The following is a 17,436-nucleotide window of genomic DNA, read 5'->3' as shown; positions in this document are numbered from 1 at the left end:
GAGCCCGAGGAGCGGTCATGACCACCACGCAGAAGTCCCCGCAGGAAGTCCAGGAGGAGGTGCGCGCCCGGTACGCCGAGGCCGCCCTGAAGGTCGAGGGAGACGGCTGTGGCGGCTCGTCGTGCTGCGGCGGGGCCGTGGATGTCGACGAGTCCTTCGGCGCGGTGCTCTACGACACCGACCAGCAGCAGGAGCTGCCGGCGGAGGCCGTCGCGGCCAGCCTCGGCTGTGGCAACCCCACGGCCGTCGCCGCGCTGGCCGAGGGGGAGCGCGTGCTCGACCTCGGCTCCGGTGGCGGCATCGACGTGCTGCTCTCGGCCCGTCGCGTGGGTGAGTCCGGGTTCGCCTACGGCGTGGACATGACCGAGGAGATGCTCGACCTGGCCCGCCAGAACGCCGCCAAGGCCGGCGCGACCAACGTGGAGTTCCTCAAGGGCACCATCGAGGACGTGCCGCTGCCCGACGCGTCGGTCGACGTGGTGATCTCGAACTGCGTCATCAACCTGTCGGTCGACAAGCCGAGGGTGATCGCGGAGATGTACCGCGTGCTGGTGCCCGGCGGGCGGATCGGCATCTCCGACGTCGTCGCCGAGGACCACCTCGACGCGGGCGCGCGGGCCGATCGCGGCTCGTACGTCGGCTGCATCGCCGGCGCCCTGTCGCGCTCGGAGTACCTCGACGGCCTCGCCGCGGTCGGATTCGTCGATGCCGAGGTCGAGTTCACCCACGAGGCCGTGCCGGGGATGCACGGGGCCATCGTCCGCGCCACGAAGCCGACCGCATGACGGTGGAGGCGCCGGTCGGACAGCGGCTGTCCACGCTCGACCGCTTCCTGCCGGTCTGGATCGGCCTGGCGATGCTCGCCGGACTGGTCCTCGGCAGGGCCGTTCCCGGGGTGGCGACGGCGCTCGATGCGGTGACGATCGGGTCGGTGTCGCTGCCGATCGCCGTCGGCCTGCTCGTGATGATGTACCCGGTGCTGGCCAAGGTCCGGTACGACGAGGTCGGCGCGGTCGCCCGCGACACCCGCACGATGGTGCTGTCGCTGGTGCTCAACTGGCTGATCGGGCCGGCGCTGATGTTCGCGCTCGCCTGGCTGCTGCTGCCCGACCTGCCCGAGTACCGCACCGGCCTCATCATCGTGGGGCTCGCCCGCTGCATCGCGATGGTGATCATCTGGAACGACCTCGCGTGCGGCGACCGTGAGGCGGCGGCGGTCCTGGTGGCCGTCAACTCGGTCTTCCAGGTGCTCGCGTTCGCCCTGCTGGGCTGGTTCTACCTCGACGTGCTGCCGGGCTGGCTGGGCCTGTCCTCCGCGGGCCTGGACGTCTCGCCGTGGCAGATCGCCGGGAGCGTGCTGGTGTTCCTGGGCATCCCGCTGGCGGCCGGCTACCTCACGCGCGTCGTGGGGGAGCGCCGCCGCGGACGGCAGTGGTACGAGGAGCGCTTCCTGCCGAGGCTGGGGCCGTGGGCGCTCTACGGCCTGCTGTTCACCATCGTGCTGCTGTTCGCGCTCCAGGGCGACCAGATCACCCGCCAGCCGCTCGACGTCGCGCGGATCGCAGTCCCGCTCGTGCTCTACTTCGCGATCATGTGGGCGGGCTCGCTGTGGCTCGCGCGCCTCGCGGGGCTGGGCTACGCCCGCTCGACCACGATCGCGTTCACCGCGGCCGGCAACAACTTCGAGCTCGCCATCGCCGTGGCCATCGCGGTCTACGGCGCCACCAGCGGTCAGGCCCTGGCCGGCGTCGTCGGGCCGCTGATCGAGGTTCCCGTCCTCGTCGGGCTCGTCTACGTCAGCCTGTGGGCGCGCCGCTTCTTCCCCGACACCCGCCAAGGAGTCACCCCATGACCGCAACGCACCAGCCCCAGGTCGTCTTCGCCTGCGTCCGCAACGGCGGACGCTCCGTGGCGGCGCGCCTGCTGACCGAGCACTACGCCCAGGGCCGCGTCGTCGCGCTCTCGGCGGGCACGCAGCCGGGCGAGCACGTGCACCCGGAGGTCGCCGCCGCGCTCGAGCAACTCGGTCTGGACACCTCGCGCGAGCGCCCGAAGCACTTGACGCGCGAGATGATCGCCGCCAGCGACCTGGCCATCACGCTCGGCTGCGGCGAGGAGTGCCCGTACGTCCCCGGCGTCACCTACCGTGACTGGCCGGTCGACGACCCGGGCGGCCAGGACGAGACCACCGTGCACCGGATCATCGCCGACCTCGACGCCCGCGTCCGCGACCTCCTGGGGGAGATCGCGCCGGATCTCGAGCTGGCGCCGTCGGTGACGCGCGCCCGGTGACGTGTCCGCCTAGACGCTGAGGGGGTCGTGCGCCGGGCGCATGAACACCGTCGTACCGGTCGCCACGAGGCTCGCGATCGTCACGGCGAGCCACGCCCCGCTGAAGTCGTCGACCAGCACGCTCGCGCCGGTGATCGCCACCAGTATCGAGACGCCGAGGGCGGAGCCGACCTGACGCGCGGTGTTGATGATGCCCGTTCCCGCAGCGAACTCCGAGGACTCCAGCCGGCTGGTGCCCGCCGCGAGGAAGCCGACCTGTCCGGAGCCCGCCCCGAGTCCCGAGACGACCATTCCCGCGAAGAACACCGGGAGCGAGGTCGTCTGCGTGTCGAGGAGCACGAGCCACAAGAGGCCGGCCAGCGCGAGGAGCAGGCCACCCACCGCGGCCAGCAGCCGCGGGGACATGTCGGTGCGACCCATCGTCACGGCGGTGACGCCTGCCGTCAGGGGCCCGAGCGAGAAGATCAGTCCGGCGGTCAGGGGATCCAGGGCCCAGACGCGGGTCAGCATGAGGCTTCCGCCGAGCAGCAGGATCGCGAAGCCGACGAAGTAGGTCGCGATGCCGAACGTCGCCCAGGCGAACGTCGCGTCCTTGAACACGCTCAGGTCCAGGGCGGGCACGGGCTGCGTCATGCACCGGCGCGTGAACCACGCCAGGGCGATCGCGGAGACGGCGAACAGCGCGAGGAGTCCGGGGTCGGTGAGGCCGCGGTCCCGGACGTACGACAGGCCCGCGACCAGCGTGCCAACGCTCACGGCGAGCAGCGCCGAGCCCGCCAGGTCGGGTACCCGCGTCTCCTTCTTCGGAGTCTCCGCCAGGGTGACCGACGTGGCCAGCGCGACGAGGATCACCGGAAGGCTGATGAGGAAGATCCACCGCCAGTTCACCTGCGTCAGCGCGCCACCCAGGATCGGACCGCCCGCGGCGGCCACCGACCCCACGGCGGTCCACACCGCCAGCATCGACGTGTGGCGCGAGACGGGGGACGAGGCCAGCAGGAGGGCCAGCCCGGTCGGGACGAAGAGGGCTGCTCCCATGCCCTGCAGCCCGCGTGCCGCGATGAGCACGAAGACGTCGCCCGAGAGCGCGGCGCCGAGGGCGCCCACGGCGAAGACCGAGAGCCCGAGCCGGAAGAGCTTCCGGCGTCCGTACTTGTCGGCCAGGCGTCCCGCCGGCACGAGGAGTGCCGCGAAGACCACCGCGTAGGCGTTGATCACCCACGACATCGTCTGGGGAGCGGCTTCCGGGAAGTCCGAGCTGATGGCCTCGAAGGCGAGGTTGATGACGAACAGGTCCATCGCGATCAGCACGGCGGCGCAGCTCACGGCGACGGCGGGCAGGAAGGTGCCGCCGGAGCGGTGGCTGGCGCGGAGGGAGTCGGTCACGGTGGCAGCCTAGAAGGGTGACTTGCTTGAAGCAAGTGAGTAGCATCGACTCCGAAGGAAGGTGAGGCCTCGTGGTGCTGCGCTCGGACTGGTCAGGCAAGGCGTGCCCCATGGCACGGGGGATCCACGTCCTCGGCGACCCGTGGGTCCTGCTGGTCCTGCGTGAGCTGTTCGCCGGGGCCAGCCGCTTCGACGAGCTGCGCGACCGCACCGGTGCCGCCGACAACGTGCTCACGAAGCGCCTCGCCGACATGATCGAGGCGGGTCTCGTGGTGCGCGAGCCCTACCGCGACGGCGCCAGGCCCCGCTACGACTATCGGCTCACCGAGGCCGGCGCGGACGCACTGCCGGTGCTCCACGCCTACGCCCTCTGGGCCGAGAAGCACGATCCGCCCGCGGAGGCGTCGGGCCACTTGCGCGTGATCTGCCGCAGCTGTGGGCAGGAGAGCACGCAGGGCGAGTCCTGCAGCGCCTGCGGGGCGCGCCTGACCACCGACAACGCGGCGTGGGTCAGGCCGGGCTCCACCAGCGTGACGCCGCGGCCACTCTCCGGGCCGGTCCGCTCGTGACCGTTCCACGCTGAGACTGCGACGAGGGGCCCCGACCGATGACGGTCGGGGCCCCTCGCTCAGTGCCGGCGGGTCAGCCCTTGACCTTCACCTTCGTGGTGACGGTCCTGCCCGTGTAGGTGGTGCTGCCCAGGTACGAGACCTTGGCGGTCCACGTGCCCTTGGTGAGCTTCGGCAGCTTCACCGTGGCGCGACCCGAGCGGACGGTGGCCACCACGGCCTTCGTGCTGGAGCCGCGCTTCAGGACGATCCTGACCTTGCCGGTGGCCTTCGCCAGCCCGCTGGGCGTCGCGACCGTCACCGTGGCGGCCGTGACCTTCTTCGCGCGGACCGTCTTCCTCGGCTTGAGCTTGACGGATCCGACGGCGCCCTTGGCGACGGTCACCCGGCTCGTCGTGCTGGCGGCCCGCACGTTGGCGTCGCCGCTGTAGACGATCGTCAGCGCGTACGCCTTCGGCGTCAGCGTGCGGGGCAGCGCGACCGAGGCCGCACCCGCGCCGCTCACGCGTCCGACGTACGACTTCCCGCCCGTCGTGACGGTGACGGTGCCGGTGGGCGTGACTCCCGCGGGGCCGGTGACGGTGGCCTTCACCACCGGCGCCGTTCCGTAGCGGGTCCCGGCGACCGTGGCCTTGAGCGCGGCGTTGGCCTTGCCGACGACGAGCTCGACCGGCTCGGACTCCGACGCACCGAACCTGTCGTCACCGGTGTACCGGGCGAGGAGCGTGTAGCGGCCTGCCGGCGTCGAGGTGGGGACGGCCAGCGACGCGACGCCGTTCTCGATCGTCCCGGTGACCGGGTCGCCGGGCAGTCCCTGCAGCCGCACCGAACCCGTCGCACCCTCGGTGACCGTGGCGGTCACCGATCCGCCGGTCCCGAAGGTGAGCGACGGGGGAGCGGCGAGGGTGGTGGTGGAGGGGTCACCGGCCACCGCGAACGACACCGTCGTCTGGGACGGATCGATGACGTCGCCGCGCCCCAGGTACCGGACGGTCAGGTCGCTCTCACCGGCCGGCTGGGCCGGGAGGGTGATGCTGGCGGTGCCGTTGCGCTTGAGACGCGCCTGGCCCACCTTCTCGGCTCCGTCGAAGACCGCGACGAGCCCGGAGGGCCTGCCGGTGTCGGTCAGCAGCGCCGTGTTGGCGTTGGCCGAGTTGAGCGAGATGAACGGCGCGTAGCCCGCCGCGGCGACCGACACGTCGAGCGTCGGCGTTCCGCCCACCGAGACCGGGCCGACCTCGGCGACGGTCGTGGTGCTGGCGTGCGACCGGCCCGCCAGGCCGCGGAACACGGTGTCGATCTCGGCGACGGCCTCCTTGGCGAAGGCACGCTGGCTCTGCAGGGAGTTCGCGCCCGCCTCGCTGGCGGGGTTGAGCGAGCCCCGGAGGGCCGCGTCGCCCAGGGGCAGGTCGCGGCCGGCCACGTACCACCACTCGGTCATGTGCTCGGTGTTGCCTCCGTCGTCGTTCCGCCGGATGGCCTGGTCCACGACGGGCGCGCGCTCACCGAGCGCGTCCACGTGGTCCTTGTTGTAGGTGAGCACGTGGCCGACCTGGATCTTGCGGGCCTGCTTCGCCGTCTTCGACGTGTCGCCACCGGGGAAGTACGACACGGCGTTGACGCTGCCGCCCCCGAGATCCGCGACGTCCTGGGTGGTCCGGTACTGGGTGATCGCGTTGGTCAGGCGATCGTTGACGAGATCGCCGTACAGGTGCGAGGGACGCGAGACCTTCGTGACCCCGTCCTCGGTGGTGGGCAGCGCGTTGTCGCGGATGTGACCGAGGTCAGACCCGCCGTTGCCGGTCGAGAACAGCGAGAAGTCGAAGTTGTAGACCGTCCTGACCCCGTAGGTCTGCGCGTCGGCATTCACCTGCTTGATGATCGCCCGCGTGTTGTGGCACCACGTGCCGCCGAACAGCAGCGGGATGTCCCCGGGCTGGTCGAGCAGGTGGAGCAGCTCGGGGTAGGTGACGGTCTGGATGCGGAAGCCGTCCGTGGAGTCGGCGTCGGTGAGGATCTCCCCGCCGTGGGTCTCGGCGTTGGGGTAGGACGCGCTGTGGCGGCGGTTGACCTCGTCCTTCTGGAAGGTGAAGTTCGTGTTCGTCGCGTACGAGCCGACGCTGCCGAGCGTGGCCTCGACCTGGTCCTCGTAGGCGTCGACCTCGGCCGGCGTGTCCAGGTCGGCCGCGGTCTTCGCGCCGGCGAGGGCGGCCACGATCCGGTCCTCCACACCGCCGACCTGACGGTCCTTGTTGTAGACGAACAGGTAGGGGTCCGTCGCCGCGTTCTTCGTGAACGTGGTCTCGACGTCCTTGTTCAGGTAGTCCGTGATGAGACGGTTGCCGACGTTCCCGTAGAACGTCCGGCCGGCCTCGCTCAGCCCCGAGTCGGCCAGGTCCCAGACGTTGAGGGAGTCGCCGTCGAGCTTGGGCGTGAAGTTGTAGATCTTCGAGATGCCCCGCGCCTTCGCGACCCGGTTCACGTGGGCGATGGTCGCCTGGCTGGAGGGGTCGGACGGGTCGCCGATGAAGAAGGCGACGTTGCCTGTCTGGTTCTTGAGCAGGTACTCGAACCGCTCGATCGTCACGGTCTCGAAGACGCTGCTGGCGCCGAGGTCGTCGTACACGTCGTCGAAGTAGTCGACGGTGACGCCGACGGTCGGGGTGGGGGCGGCCTGGGCGGTCGCCGGCGTGATGGCGAGCAGCGAGGCCGTGAGGGCGCCCACCGCTGCGGCCGCGAGGCCGCGGCGCAACGGGAGGCGAAGGGGGGTGGTCATGGTGATGGTGTCGCTTTCTCCTGCCACACTGGGCAGGCCGGTTCAGAAGAGAGATCTCGTGAGTCGGTGGGCTGGATTGCCGGGCGTGCGGATGTCGGGCAGTCCAGCCGTCCCGTTCCTGGGAGGCGCCGTGCTCAGGCGACCACCCCCGCCAGCCGGCTGCGGGCGGCGCGGCGCCGGCCCGTCAGGACGTGCCAGAACAGGGAGAGCCCGCCGGCCAGCGCCAGCGCCACCAGCAGGGCCAGGCCGGTGTGCGGAGGAACGGTCTCGACGACCTCGTCGACCGCGGCGGCCGCGACGATCTCGCCGCCACCGACCTCGACCGGGGTGCTGGTGATCTCGGTCCCCTCGAAGAGCACGACGAGCGAGTGGTCGCCCGCCTCGACGGTCTCGGGGATCGTGACGGCCGTCGTGAAGGAGCCCTTCGCATCCGTCGCGACGGTGCCCAGGACGACCGGGGTGGAGTGCAGCTCGATCGTCAGCTCGGGCACGTCGGTGGCGAAGCCCGTGCCGGTGATCGTGACGGCGGCGCCGGGCTCGAGGTCACCGGTCACGGCGACGGTGCCGACGACCTCGGTGACCGGAGCGCCGACCGTGGCGATCTCGGACGGGGGCGAGGAAGGCGACTCGCCGGTCTCGTTCACGGCGCGCACCGCGGCGCGGTAGGTGCCGTCGGGCTGGTCGGTGAACGTGTGCGTCGTGGTGGTGGCGTCCAGCTGGACCGGGTCGGCGCCGCTGAAGCGCAGCACGTAGCCGGTGACACTCTCCAGCTCGGCGTCGGGGCTGGGCTGCCAGGTCACGGTGACGTCCTTGCCGTCGACCTTCAGCACCGGCGCGGCCGGGGCGGAGGGAGCGCCCTCGGCGACGACCTCGTTCTCGTCGACCCCGAGCTCGTCGGCGCCCGCCGCGGGAGCGCCCGTCCCCGTGGTCTTGTCCGTGGGCTTCGTCGTCGGCTTCGCGGTGGGCTTCGTGGCCGGCTTGGTGGTCGGCTTCGTCGTGGGCTTGGCCGTCGGCTTCGGCGCCGGCTCCGCCTTGATCTCGTCGGCGTACTTCACGTCCTTCGGGTTGCCCTGCCAGATGCCGGTCTTGCGGCTGGGGAGGACGTACTTGCCGTCGTCGTCCTGGTAGCAGCCGTTGATCGGGGTGCACCACTGGTCGCTGGGCAGGGCGTCGAGGGCCCGGCCGTTGTCGTCGTTGAGGCACGGCTGGTCGTCACCGCCGTCGACCCACGTGATGCTCGCGGCCGACGCGGGCACGAACAGGCCCTGACCCGACAGCAGGATCGTGGTGCCGAGCAGGAACGCCAGGAGCAGGTGCAGGGGCCGGGGGAGACGGCGCTGGGTGGTGGTCACGGGGGGACTCCTTCGGAAGAGGTGTGGGTCGGGTGGTCAGCGGGCGCCGAGGGATCGGCGCGGTTCGGTGGGGCGGTCGTCGATCGAGCAGGCGCCGACCGGCACCCCCGACGGGACGGTGACGTCGCCCAGGGCGGCGTCGAGGCGCTCGCGCGCCGAGGCCTCGTGGGGGACGACGGCCTGCTTGCGACCGGCGAAGACGTCGTCGTCGAGGCGGCCGGCCCGGCGGGCGACGACGGTGGTGACGACCGCCGCGGCCGTCACGTTCGTCATGGTGCGAGCCATGTCGACGATCGCGCTGATGGGCAGCGTGAGGATGACGACCTCGAGCGGGAGCCCGGCGGCGGCCAGCACGGTGGTCGCGACGATCGTGGCCGTCCCGGGCACTCCGGCAGTGCCGATCGACACCACGAGGCACAGCACCACGAGCAGCGCGTAGTCGGCCAGGCCGTAGCTCAGGCCCAGCCCGTTGACGGCGTACACGGCCAGCATCACGGGCCAGATCCCCGCGCAGCCGGGCATCCCGATGGTGGTGCCGAGCGGCGCGGTGAAGCCCGCGATGTCGGACGGCACGCCCACGCGCTGGGTGAGGACCATGGTGGTGACGGGCAGCGTGCCCGCGCTGCTCTGGGTGGTGAACGCGGTGCTCTGCGCCGGGAAGATCTTGCGGAAGAACGCCAGCGGGCTCACGTGGGCCGCGGAGCGCAGGATCACGGCGTTGACGACGAACGTGTGGGCGAAGCAGGCGACGTAGCCGACGATGAGCAGGCTCAGCAGCGACAGCAGCTGGTCGCGCCTGCCGACGGCCGAGGAGGCGGCGCCGGCGGTCAGCACGAGCACGGCGTAGGGCGTCAGGGCGATGACGAAGCCGACGGCCCGGTAGATGATCACGCGGCCGGCCTCGACGAGGCTCAGGAAGGGCGCCACCTTCTGGGGCGAGCGCTCGGCCACCAGCGCGGTCGCCACCGCGATCAGCAGCGTGAAGACGATGATCGGGATGATGTTGTTCTCCGACACGTCCTTGACGATGTTCGTCGGGAAGAAGCCGATGAAGACCTCGGCGAACGGCTTCTGGATCTCGTCGAGCGACCGCGTGTCGACGCCCGCGGTCTCCAGGTCGGCGTTCCTGCCGATCCCCAGCTCGAGGGTCAGGCCGAGCGTGAGCAGGATCGCGATGAGGTTCGTCCCGAGCAGCCACAGCGTCGAGGAGACGCCGATCGTGCGCAGCTTCGCGGTCGATCCCAGCGACGTGACGCTGGACAGGATCGAGACGATCACCAGCGGCGCCACGATGGCGAGCAGCAGGTTGATGTAGATCCGGCCGATCGGCGCGAGGTAGTCGACGTGGTCGCGGAACACGACCCCGACGGCGGCGCCGACGACCAGCGCGCCGATCGTGAGCACGGCGAAGTTGACGCCGATGCGTCCCAGGACCCACACACCCGCGAACAGGCCGAACGTCACGGCCAGGGCCACCAGGTTCCACGTGTCCACGTGGCTCCTCCTCGAGATCGGCGCGGGTCGGATCCCGAGCGCTGAGGCTGATCCTGTCGGTCCGCCGCGCCGTCTCCGACGCATCTCAGAATGAGAGACAGCGTCCGCATGTTGAGATATGCCGTGGTAGCCGAGCAGCGCTGGCAGGCTCCTGCCCACGGTCACGAGTGCCAGCGCGTCTCGACGCACAGCCCCGGCTTGCTGGTCGGCAACCCTCCTCGCGGTGGGGTGCTCCGGGTGACGACCGGGCCCCGGCCGACCGGCCTGGGCAAGCGCGAGTCTCCCGGAGGTCCTCCATGTCGTCTTCCCTGTCCCACGTCGACTGTCCGCTGCTGCCCCTGGTGGGCGCCGACGTCACGGTCCCGCTCGTCGACGGGCGCGTGGTGCGTCACGTCAACCTCGACGGCGCCGCCAGCGCGCCGGCGCTCGTCTCGGTCGCCGAGCGCGTCAACGCCGTCCTGCCCTGGTACGCCAGCGTCCACCGCGGCGCCGGCTACGCCTCGCAGGTGTCGACCGCGCTGTACGAGCAGGCGCGCCGCGCGGTCGGCGCCTTCGTCGGAGAGCGGTCCGGGGACGTCACGATCTTCACCCGCAACACCACGGACGCGACCAACCTGCTGGCCGGGGCGGTGCCCGGGCGCGTGCTGGTGCTCGACGTGGAGCACCACGCGAACCTGCTGCCGTGGCGCCGCAGCCTCGGTGGGTGCGAGGTGATCGGCGTCCAGCCCACGGTGGCCGCCTCGCTGAAGGCGCTGGCGTCCGCGCTCTCGAGCCGGCAAGTTGCCCTCGTGGCGGTGACCGGGGCGTCGAACGTGACCGGCGAGTCCCTTCCGCTCGACGCGCTCGTCGACCTCGCCCACCGGTACGGCGCGCGGGTCTTCGTCGACGGCGCCCAGCTGTTGGCCCATCGTGGGCTCTCGCTGGCGGAGTCGGGGGTCGACTACGTCGCCTTCTCCGGCCACAAGCTGCACGCGCCGTTCGGCGCCGGGGCGCTCGTGGGACGCGGCGACTGGCTCGAGGGAGTCGAGCCCTACCTGGCGGGTGGCGGTGCCGTCCGTCGGATCACCGAGGACGAGGTCGAGTGGACCGACGGCCCGGCGCGGCACGAGGCGGGCACCCCGAACCTCATCGGCGCGGTCGCGCTCGCGTCCGCGGCCGAGGCGCTCTCGTCGCTGCCGCCCGAGCGGGTCGCCGCGCACGAGTCCGCGCTCCGGTCGAGGCTCGTGGAGGGGCTGGCCGACGTGCCCGGCGCCGAGGTGGCGCGCATCTGGACGGACTCGGCCGAGCCGATCGGTGTCGTCACCTTCCGCGTCGAGGGGGTGGATCCCGGGCTGCTCGCGGCGTTCCTGGCCGCCGAGCACGGCGTGTCCGTCCGCGACGGCCGCTTCTGCGCCCACCCGCTGCTCGACCGCCTCGGCTGGGGCGAGGGCGCGATCCGTGCGAGCGTCGGCGTCGGCAGTCAGGCCGAGGACGTCGAGCGCCTGCTGGACGGAGTGCGCGCCTGGGTCTCGGGGGAGCGGTCCGCCGAGTACCGCCGTGAGGCGGGCGTCTGGGTCGTCGCGAACGACCCGCGGCCCACGCCGGCCTCGCTCGACGTCGACCGGCTCGTCGCCACTGCCGCCGCCTGCGCGCCGGTCGGGGTCTGACGGGCGGGGCGCAGAAGCGCCTCATCCCGACGGAATGATGCGAGCCGGGCGCGTCCGATCCACGATGGAGGGGCGGACATCTTCGTCCCCTGTCGAGACCGAGAGGACCACGCATCATGGCGACGACGCCGAAGGATCCCGAGCCCACGATCGTCGACCAGCAGCGCGACGTGCTCGAGCGGCTCCCCTTCTCCGACACCCGTGACTTCGAGGACGCCGAGCGCGGACTCATCGCGCGGCTCGAGCCGGGCGCGATCCGCAACGCCGCCGGCGACGTCGTCTGGGACGGAGACACCTACGACTTCGTCGGGGGTGAGGCCCCTGACAGCGTCAACCCCAGCCTGTGGCGTCAGTCGACCCTCGTGGCCCGCCAGGGACTCTTCGAGGTCGTCGAGGGGATCTACCAGGTGCGCGGGTTCGACCTGTCGAACGTCACGTTCGTCGAGGGTGACACGGGCGTCATCGTCATCGACCCGCTGATTTCGCAGGAGACGGCCGCTGCCGCCATCGCGCTGTACCGCGAGCACCGCGGGGACCGTCGCGTCACGGCGGTGATCTACACGCATTGCCACGTCGACCACTTCGGAGGCGTCCGCGGCGTGGTCGACGAGGCCGACGTGACGTCCGGACAGGTGCCGATCCTGGCGCCCGAGGGATTCCTCGAGCACGCGGTCGCCGAGAACGTCTACGCCGGCCCGGCGATGGGTCGTCGCGCGGGCTACATGTACGGCGCGGCGCTGGCGCGCGGGCCTCGCGGACAGGTGGGCGCCGGGCTCGGACAGACGACGTCGACCGGCACCGTCACGCTGATTCCCCCGACCCTCGACATCACCACGACCGGCCAGGAGGAGGTCGTCGACGGGGTGCGGATCATCTTCCAGATGGCTCCCGGCTCCGAGGCGCCAGCGGAGATGCACTTCTACTTCCCCGAGTTCAGGGCGCTGTGCGCCGCGGAGAACGCGACCCACACGCTGCACAACATCCTGACGCTCCGCGGTGCGGTGGTGCGCGACCCGCACGAGTGGTCCGGCTACCTGACGGAGGCGATCGACCTCTTCGCCGCCGACACCGACGTCGTCTTCGCGTCCCACCACTGGCCGACGTGGGGGAACGACCGGGTGGTGGAGTTCCTCACCGCGCAGCGCGACCTGTACGGGTACCTGCACGACCAGACCCTGCGGATGCTGAACCAGGGCATGGTCGGCCCGGAGATCGCTGAGGCGATCGAGCTGCCGCCGGCGCTGGAGAACGCTTGGCACGCGCGCGGCTACTACGGCTCCGTGAGCCACAACGTGAAGGCGATCTACCAGCGCTACCTGGGCTGGTTCGACGGCAACCCGGCGCACCTGTGGGAGCACGTCCCGGTCGAGCGTGCGAAGCGCTACGTCAGGCTCGCCGGCGGCATCGACGCGATCGTCGCCGCGGCCGAGGAGGCGTTCGCCGAGGGCGACTACCGCTGGGCCGCGGAGATCGGCAATCACGCCGTGTTCGCCGAGCCGGAGCACGCGGGAGCCCGGGAGGTGCTCGCCGACACCTACGAGCAGCTCGGATACGGCTCCGAGAACGGCACGTGGCGCGACTTCTACCTCTCCGGCGCCGTGGAGCTGCGCGACGGCCAGTTCGGAACGCCCACGGAGACCAACGCGCCCGACGTCCTCGGTCAGCTCACGCCGGAGATGCTGTTCGACGCGATCGCGATCCAGGTCAACGGACCTCGTGCGTGGGACGCGAAGCTCTCGATCGACGTCGTGCTGACGGACGCCGACCAGCGGTACCGGCTGTGGCTCGCGAACGGCGTCCTCACCTACAGTGCCCGGCCCCAGAAAGGTGATCCCGACGCCACGATCACGGCCACGCGTCGCGCACTCCCCGCGCTCGCGGGCGGGCTCGACGCGGCCGGTCTGGCGGCCGCCGGGATCGAGATCAGCGGTGACGCGAGCGCTCTCGGCACGCTGACCTCGGTCCTCGATCCGGGGGACAAGAACTTCGCCATCGTCACCCCGTGACACCGTGAACCCGTCGAAGCTGGGCAGGCCCACCCGACAGGACGCCGTCTCGGGATTCGTGACGGGGCTCTTCAGCATCCCCGAGGGGATGGCCTACGCCAGCATCGGCGGGTTCAACCCGCTGCTGGGCCTGTACTCGGGCATGGTGTCGACCGCGGTCGGCGCGGTGTTCAACCGCACGGTGCTCATGGTCACGACGCTGACCTCGGCGATCGCGCTGACCTCGCAGAGCGTCCTGTCCGAGGCGGGGCTGAAGGCCGACGACATCGGCAATGTGGCGATGCTGACGGTGCTCGTCGGCGTCATCATGGTCGTGTTCGGGCTGCTGCGGATGGGCTCGCTCATGAGCTTCGTGTCCAACGCGGTGATGACGGGCTTCACGACGGGCATCGCCGTGCAGATCATCGCGGGGGTGATCGGGGACGCGACGGACTACGAGACCGATCGGCACAACACGCTCGCCAAGTTCGTCGACGCGGCCACCCACGTCGGTCAGTGGGACCCGGTCGCCGTCGCGGTCGCCGTCGGCACGGTGATCGCCTGGGCGCTGGCGCACGCGGTGCGGCGGCTCGAGCCGTTCGCGATCCTCATCGCGCTGGTGGTGGCCACCGTCGCGGTGGTCGTCGTGGGGGCGGACGTGGAGCAGGTCGGTGACATCGGGGCCATTCCGAACGCCCTGCCGGCTCCCGTCATGCCCGACTGGTCGGCGATCCCGGACCTGCTGGTCGGGGCGGTGGCCGTGGCGCTCGTCGCGCTGGCGCAGGCCGCCGGCATCGGCGCGGCGGTCCCGAACCCGGACGGCTCGCGCACCAGCGTGTCCGGCGACTTCACGGCCCAGGGCGTGGCGAATCTCGCCGGCGGCTTCTTCCAGGCACTCCCGACGGGCGGTTCGCTCTCGCGCACCGGTGTCGCGACCAGCGCCGGGGCGCAGACGCGCTGGGCCGGGATCTTCGCCGGCATCTTCCTCGCCGCGATCGTGCTGGTCGCCGGCAGCACGGCCGAGCTGATCCCGATGCCCGTCATCGGCGGCCTGATCATCGTCATCGGCGCCGAGCTGATCGTGGGCAGGCTCCCGGACATCAAGCTCGTGCTGCGCACGGGCGTCCTGCCCGCCGTGGCCATGGTCGCCACCTTCCTGGCCACGACGGAGCTGCCGCTGCAGCAGGCGATCCTGCTCGGGGCAGGCATCTCGATGCTGCTGTTCTGCGTGCGCGCCCAGCAGCAGGCCCGGATCCGCGCACTCGTGCGCGACGACGACGGGCACTGGCGGACCGAGGACGTCCCCGAGGTGCTCGCGCCGTACTCGGTCACGGTCCTGCACTACGAGGGTGTGAGTCTGTTCGCCGAGGTCAACCGGCTCGACGAGTCCTGGCCATCCCTGGCCGACACGCACGACGCCGTGGTCATCTTCCACGTCCGCACGCTGCCGGACGTGCCGTCGTCGACCTTCCTCAAGGCGATCGAGAACCGCGCCACGAAGCTGGCCGAGCACCACTGCCGGCTCATGGTCGTGGGGATGGATCCGGGCCTCAGGCGGGTGGTCGAGCGCACCGGGGTGGCCGCCGCGCTGGGTCCGGAGAACCTCGTGGAGCGCACCGACGTGTTCTTCCAAGCCCTCGACCGGGCCCACGAGGAGGCGCAGGCCTGGGTCGACGCTCGACGGGCGGCGTCAGGCTGAGTCGGACTCGGCGCCGCGCCGCTTGCCCAGTTCGCCGGCCAGCACGATCAGCAGGATCGGTAGGACGAGTGCGGCGACCAGTGTCGTGACGACGACGTCCGGGCCGAGCGACGCGGCGATCACGAGCGCGGCGGAGATGTTCCGCTGTGCCGCACCGAGACCCAGGACGAGCCGGTCCCCGGACTCCCGGCCGAGCCCACCGGCCCAGCCGGCCACCAGCCCGGCCACGATCACGACGACGGTCCCGACGAAGATCCACGAGCCGATCGACGCGAAGACCTCGCGCCACGTCACGAGCAGCCCCGACACGATGCCGACCGCAAGGCCCACGGTCGAGGCCTGCGTGAAGCCGCCGACGACGTCGCCCGCGAAGCCGGCGTAGCGCGCCCTGACCACGAGTCCCAGGCCGAGCGGGACCAGCATGAACAGGATGAGCGACTGGGCGATGTCCCCCGCGGAGACGGTGGCGCCCTCGACCGCCAGTGGCACGACCACCGGGGCGAACGCCACGGTCACGACCATCAGCAGGACCATCACACCGACCGCGAGTGGCTGGCTGCCGTGCGCCAGCTTGGCCAGGGTCGGCAGGAACGGGGCGCCGGCACAGCACCCCACGAGGATGATCGCCGCGCTCGTCGCGTCGTCCATCGGCAGAGCGCGCGCCGCGACGATCGCGACGAGCGGGACCACCACGAAGTTCGCGGCAAGCGCACCGACCACCAGGCGAGGGTCCTTCAGCGGCGTCAGGACCTGCTGCATCGTGAGGCCGAGCCCGAGCCCGGCCATGCCCGCCACCACGAAGGTCAGGATCCCGACCTGGGTGATCACGGTCAGCACGTCGGCCATGGGCGCTCTCCTTCGTCTCGGCCGTCTTGGCCGTCTTGGGACAGGTTGGACCGGCAGGACCCGACGCGCACCACCCGGACGAGATGATCCGAGGACTCACCCACGCTGAGTGATTACGGGGGGAGTGCCAAGGTGCCAGAGTCGGTCCATGGACAGTTTCTGGGAGTTCTTCTGGTGGACCGTGTCGATCTTCCTCTTCATGGGCTACCTGATCGTCTTGTTCCACGTCATCATCGATCTGTTCCGCGACAACGAGCTGTCGGGGTGGTGGAAGGCGATCTGGGTCTTCTTCCTCATCCTCGTGCCCGCGCTCGCGGCCCTGGTCTACCTGATCGCGCGCGGCGGCGGCATGGCCCGTCGCTCGGCCGCCGAGATGAACCAGGCCCGTGCCGAGACCGACGCCTACATACGTACGGTGGCGTCGACGTCGCCCGCGGACCAGATCACCTCGGCCAAGCAGCTGCTCGACTCCGGCGCGATCAGCCAGGAGGAGTTCGACGTGCTCAAGGCGAAGGCGCTGGCCTGAAAGCCGAGCGTCGCGACCTGCGGGCCGGATCGTGATGAGCCACGACCGGGCCCCGATGACCAGCCGGAGCGATCCGAGCCGGCTGGCGTCCGCGCCGAACCTTCGCGATCTCGGCGGCTGGCCCGTCCGCGGCGGGGGCACGGTGCGTCGCGGTGAGGTCTACCGGTCGGCCGGACTGGGACGGGTCACGCCTGAGGACCTGACCGTGGTGACGGGCCTGGGACTTCGCGCGGTCTACGACCTCAGGACGGTCGCCGAGCGCGACCTGCACCCCGACGTGCTGCCGATCGGGGTCGACGCCGTGGCGCTCGACGTGCTCGCCGACAGCAGCCAGAACGCGGCGGCGTCCATCGACGAGCTCCTGGGCGACCCGGTTGCGATCAGCGCAGTCCTCGCCGACGGTCGCGCGACCGACCTGCTGGCAGAGGCCTACCGCGACATCGTCCGGCTGGACTCCGCTCGCCACGCCTACGGAGAGCTCTTCACCCGGCTCGCCGACGGCGCGAGGCGGCCTGCCCTGTTCCACTGCACGACGGGCAAGGACCGCACGGGCTGGGCCGCGGCCGTGCTGCTCCTGCTGCTGGGGGTCGACGAGGAGCACGTGCGCGCGGACTACCTGCGCACGAACGACGACCTGCTCCCCGCCCTGCAGCCGATGCTCGACGACTTCGCCGGTCGGGGCGGCGATCCGGAACTGCTGCTGCCGGTCCTGGGAGTCCGGGGGGAGTACCTGGACGCCGCGCTGGCCCAGCTGCGCACCGAGCATGACTCGGTCGAGGACTACGTCCGCAACGGGCTCGGCGTCGCCGGGTCCGCGCTCGACGCGCTGCGGACGGGATTGATCGATGGACAACCGAAGGAGTGA

14 protein-coding genes and 1 riboswitch are annotated in these 17,436 nt (G+C 71.3%); of the genes, 9 read left to right on the top strand and 5 right to left on the bottom strand.

The genetic code is table 11. The features are described 5' to 3' along the window. Nucleotides 1–17: 17 nt before the first annotated feature. The 3 genes from arsM to B5D60_RS01865 are packed head-to-tail and all read left to right on the top strand — an operon-like array spanning nt 18 to nt 2,292. Nucleotides 18–785, top strand: coding sequence for an arsenite methyltransferase (gene arsM, locus B5D60_RS01875; RefSeq protein ID WP_078698576.1), 768 nt, complete (start codon nt 18–20; stop codon nt 783–785). Next, the gene (gene arsB / locus B5D60_RS01870; protein ID WP_078698575.1) at nt 782–1,852 is read left to right on the top strand and encodes an ACR3 family arsenite efflux transporter; all 1,071 of its coding nucleotides are present in this window, start codon (nt 782–784) and stop codon (nt 1,850–1,852) included. The genes arsM and arsB overlap by 4 nt, the downstream gene beginning before the upstream one ends. Further along, nucleotides 1,849–2,292 (top strand): arsenate-mycothiol transferase ArsC, encoded by a 444-nt coding sequence (locus B5D60_RS01865; protein ID WP_078698574.1) that lies wholly within the window; start codon nt 1,849–1,851, stop codon nt 2,290–2,292. The genes arsB and B5D60_RS01865 overlap by 4 nt, the downstream gene beginning before the upstream one ends. A 9-nt stretch (nt 2,293–2,301) precedes the next feature. Here B5D60_RS01865 and B5D60_RS01860 read toward each other — a convergent pair whose 3' ends face one another. After that, the gene (locus tag B5D60_RS01860; RefSeq protein ID WP_078698573.1) at nt 2,302–3,678 is read right to left on the bottom strand and encodes an MFS transporter; all 1,377 of its coding nucleotides are present in this window, start codon (nt 3,676–3,678) and stop codon (nt 2,302–2,304) included. A gap of 110 nt (nt 3,679–3,788) precedes the next feature. On the opposite strand from B5D60_RS01860, the gene B5D60_RS01855 reads away from it, so the two are divergent. Further along, nucleotides 3,789–4,247 (top strand): winged helix-turn-helix transcriptional regulator, encoded by a 459-nt coding sequence (locus tag B5D60_RS01855; protein WP_197684367.1) that lies wholly within the window; start codon nt 3,789–3,791, stop codon nt 4,245–4,247. A gap of 73 nt (nt 4,248–4,320) precedes the next feature. Here B5D60_RS01855 and B5D60_RS01850 read toward each other — a convergent pair whose 3' ends face one another. The 3 genes from B5D60_RS01850 to B5D60_RS01840 all read right to left on the bottom strand — a co-directional run bounded on the left by B5D60_RS01850 (nt 4,321) and on the right by B5D60_RS01840 (nt 9,869). After that, nucleotides 4,321–7,023, bottom strand: coding sequence for an Ig-like domain-containing protein (locus B5D60_RS01850; RefSeq protein WP_078698571.1), 2,703 nt, complete (start codon nt 7,021–7,023; stop codon nt 4,321–4,323). A 134-nt stretch (nt 7,024–7,157) separates the two neighbouring features. Continuing rightward, complete coding sequence (locus B5D60_RS01845; protein WP_078698570.1) at nt 7,158–8,375, bottom strand: fibronectin type III domain-containing protein; 1,218 nt, start codon at nt 8,373–8,375, stop codon at nt 7,158–7,160. Nucleotides 8,376–8,411: 36 nt separating this feature from the next. Beyond that, a complete protein-coding gene (locus tag B5D60_RS01840) occupies nt 8,412–9,869 on the bottom strand; it encodes a dicarboxylate/amino acid:cation symporter (protein ID WP_172806228.1) in 1,458 nt (485 codons plus the stop codon). Between the two features lie 159 nt (nt 9,870–10,028). After that, a riboswitch (SAM riboswitch) is annotated at nt 10,029–10,150 on the top strand. 15 nt (nt 10,151–10,165) lie between these two features. Between B5D60_RS01840 and B5D60_RS01835 the strand changes: the two genes are divergently transcribed. From B5D60_RS01835 to B5D60_RS01825, 3 genes are all read left to right on the top strand, one after another. Next, complete coding sequence (locus tag B5D60_RS01835; RefSeq protein ID WP_078698568.1) at nt 10,166–11,515, top strand: aminotransferase class V-fold PLP-dependent enzyme; 1,350 nt, start codon at nt 10,166–10,168, stop codon at nt 11,513–11,515. A gap of 116 nt (nt 11,516–11,631) precedes the next feature. Then, the gene (locus tag B5D60_RS01830; protein ID WP_078698567.1) at nt 11,632–13,521 is read left to right on the top strand and encodes an alkyl/aryl-sulfatase; all 1,890 of its coding nucleotides are present in this window, start codon (nt 11,632–11,634) and stop codon (nt 13,519–13,521) included. A gap of 4 nt (nt 13,522–13,525) precedes the next feature. After that, nucleotides 13,526–15,199: a SulP family inorganic anion transporter gene (locus B5D60_RS01825; RefSeq protein ID WP_078698566.1), complete on the top strand. Its 1,674-nt coding sequence runs from the start codon at nt 13,526–13,528 to the stop codon at nt 15,197–15,199. On the opposite strand, the gene B5D60_RS01820 is transcribed toward B5D60_RS01825, so the two are convergent. Next, entirely contained in the window at nt 15,191–16,045 is an 855-nt protein-coding gene (locus tag B5D60_RS01820; protein WP_078698565.1) for a bile acid:sodium symporter family protein, read from the bottom strand. The two genes, B5D60_RS01825 and B5D60_RS01820, sit on opposite strands and share 9 nt — an antisense overlap. A 148-nt stretch (nt 16,046–16,193) precedes the next feature. Between B5D60_RS01820 and B5D60_RS01815 the strand changes: the two genes are divergently transcribed. Beyond that, complete coding sequence (locus B5D60_RS01815; protein WP_078698564.1) at nt 16,194–16,571, top strand: SHOCT domain-containing protein; 378 nt, start codon at nt 16,194–16,196, stop codon at nt 16,569–16,571. Between the two features lie 55 nt (nt 16,572–16,626). After that, the gene (locus B5D60_RS01810) at nt 16,627–17,436 is read left to right on the top strand and encodes a tyrosine-protein phosphatase (RefSeq protein ID WP_078701229.1); all 810 of its coding nucleotides are present in this window, start codon (nt 16,627–16,629) and stop codon (nt 17,434–17,436) included.

Origin of the sequence: Aeromicrobium choanae (assembly GCF_900167475.1) — a bacterium.
GTDB classification, from domain to species: domain Bacteria; phylum Actinomycetota; class Actinomycetes; order Propionibacteriales; family Nocardioidaceae; genus Aeromicrobium; species Aeromicrobium choanae.
This window is presented reverse-complemented; position numbering and strand designations above follow the sequence as displayed.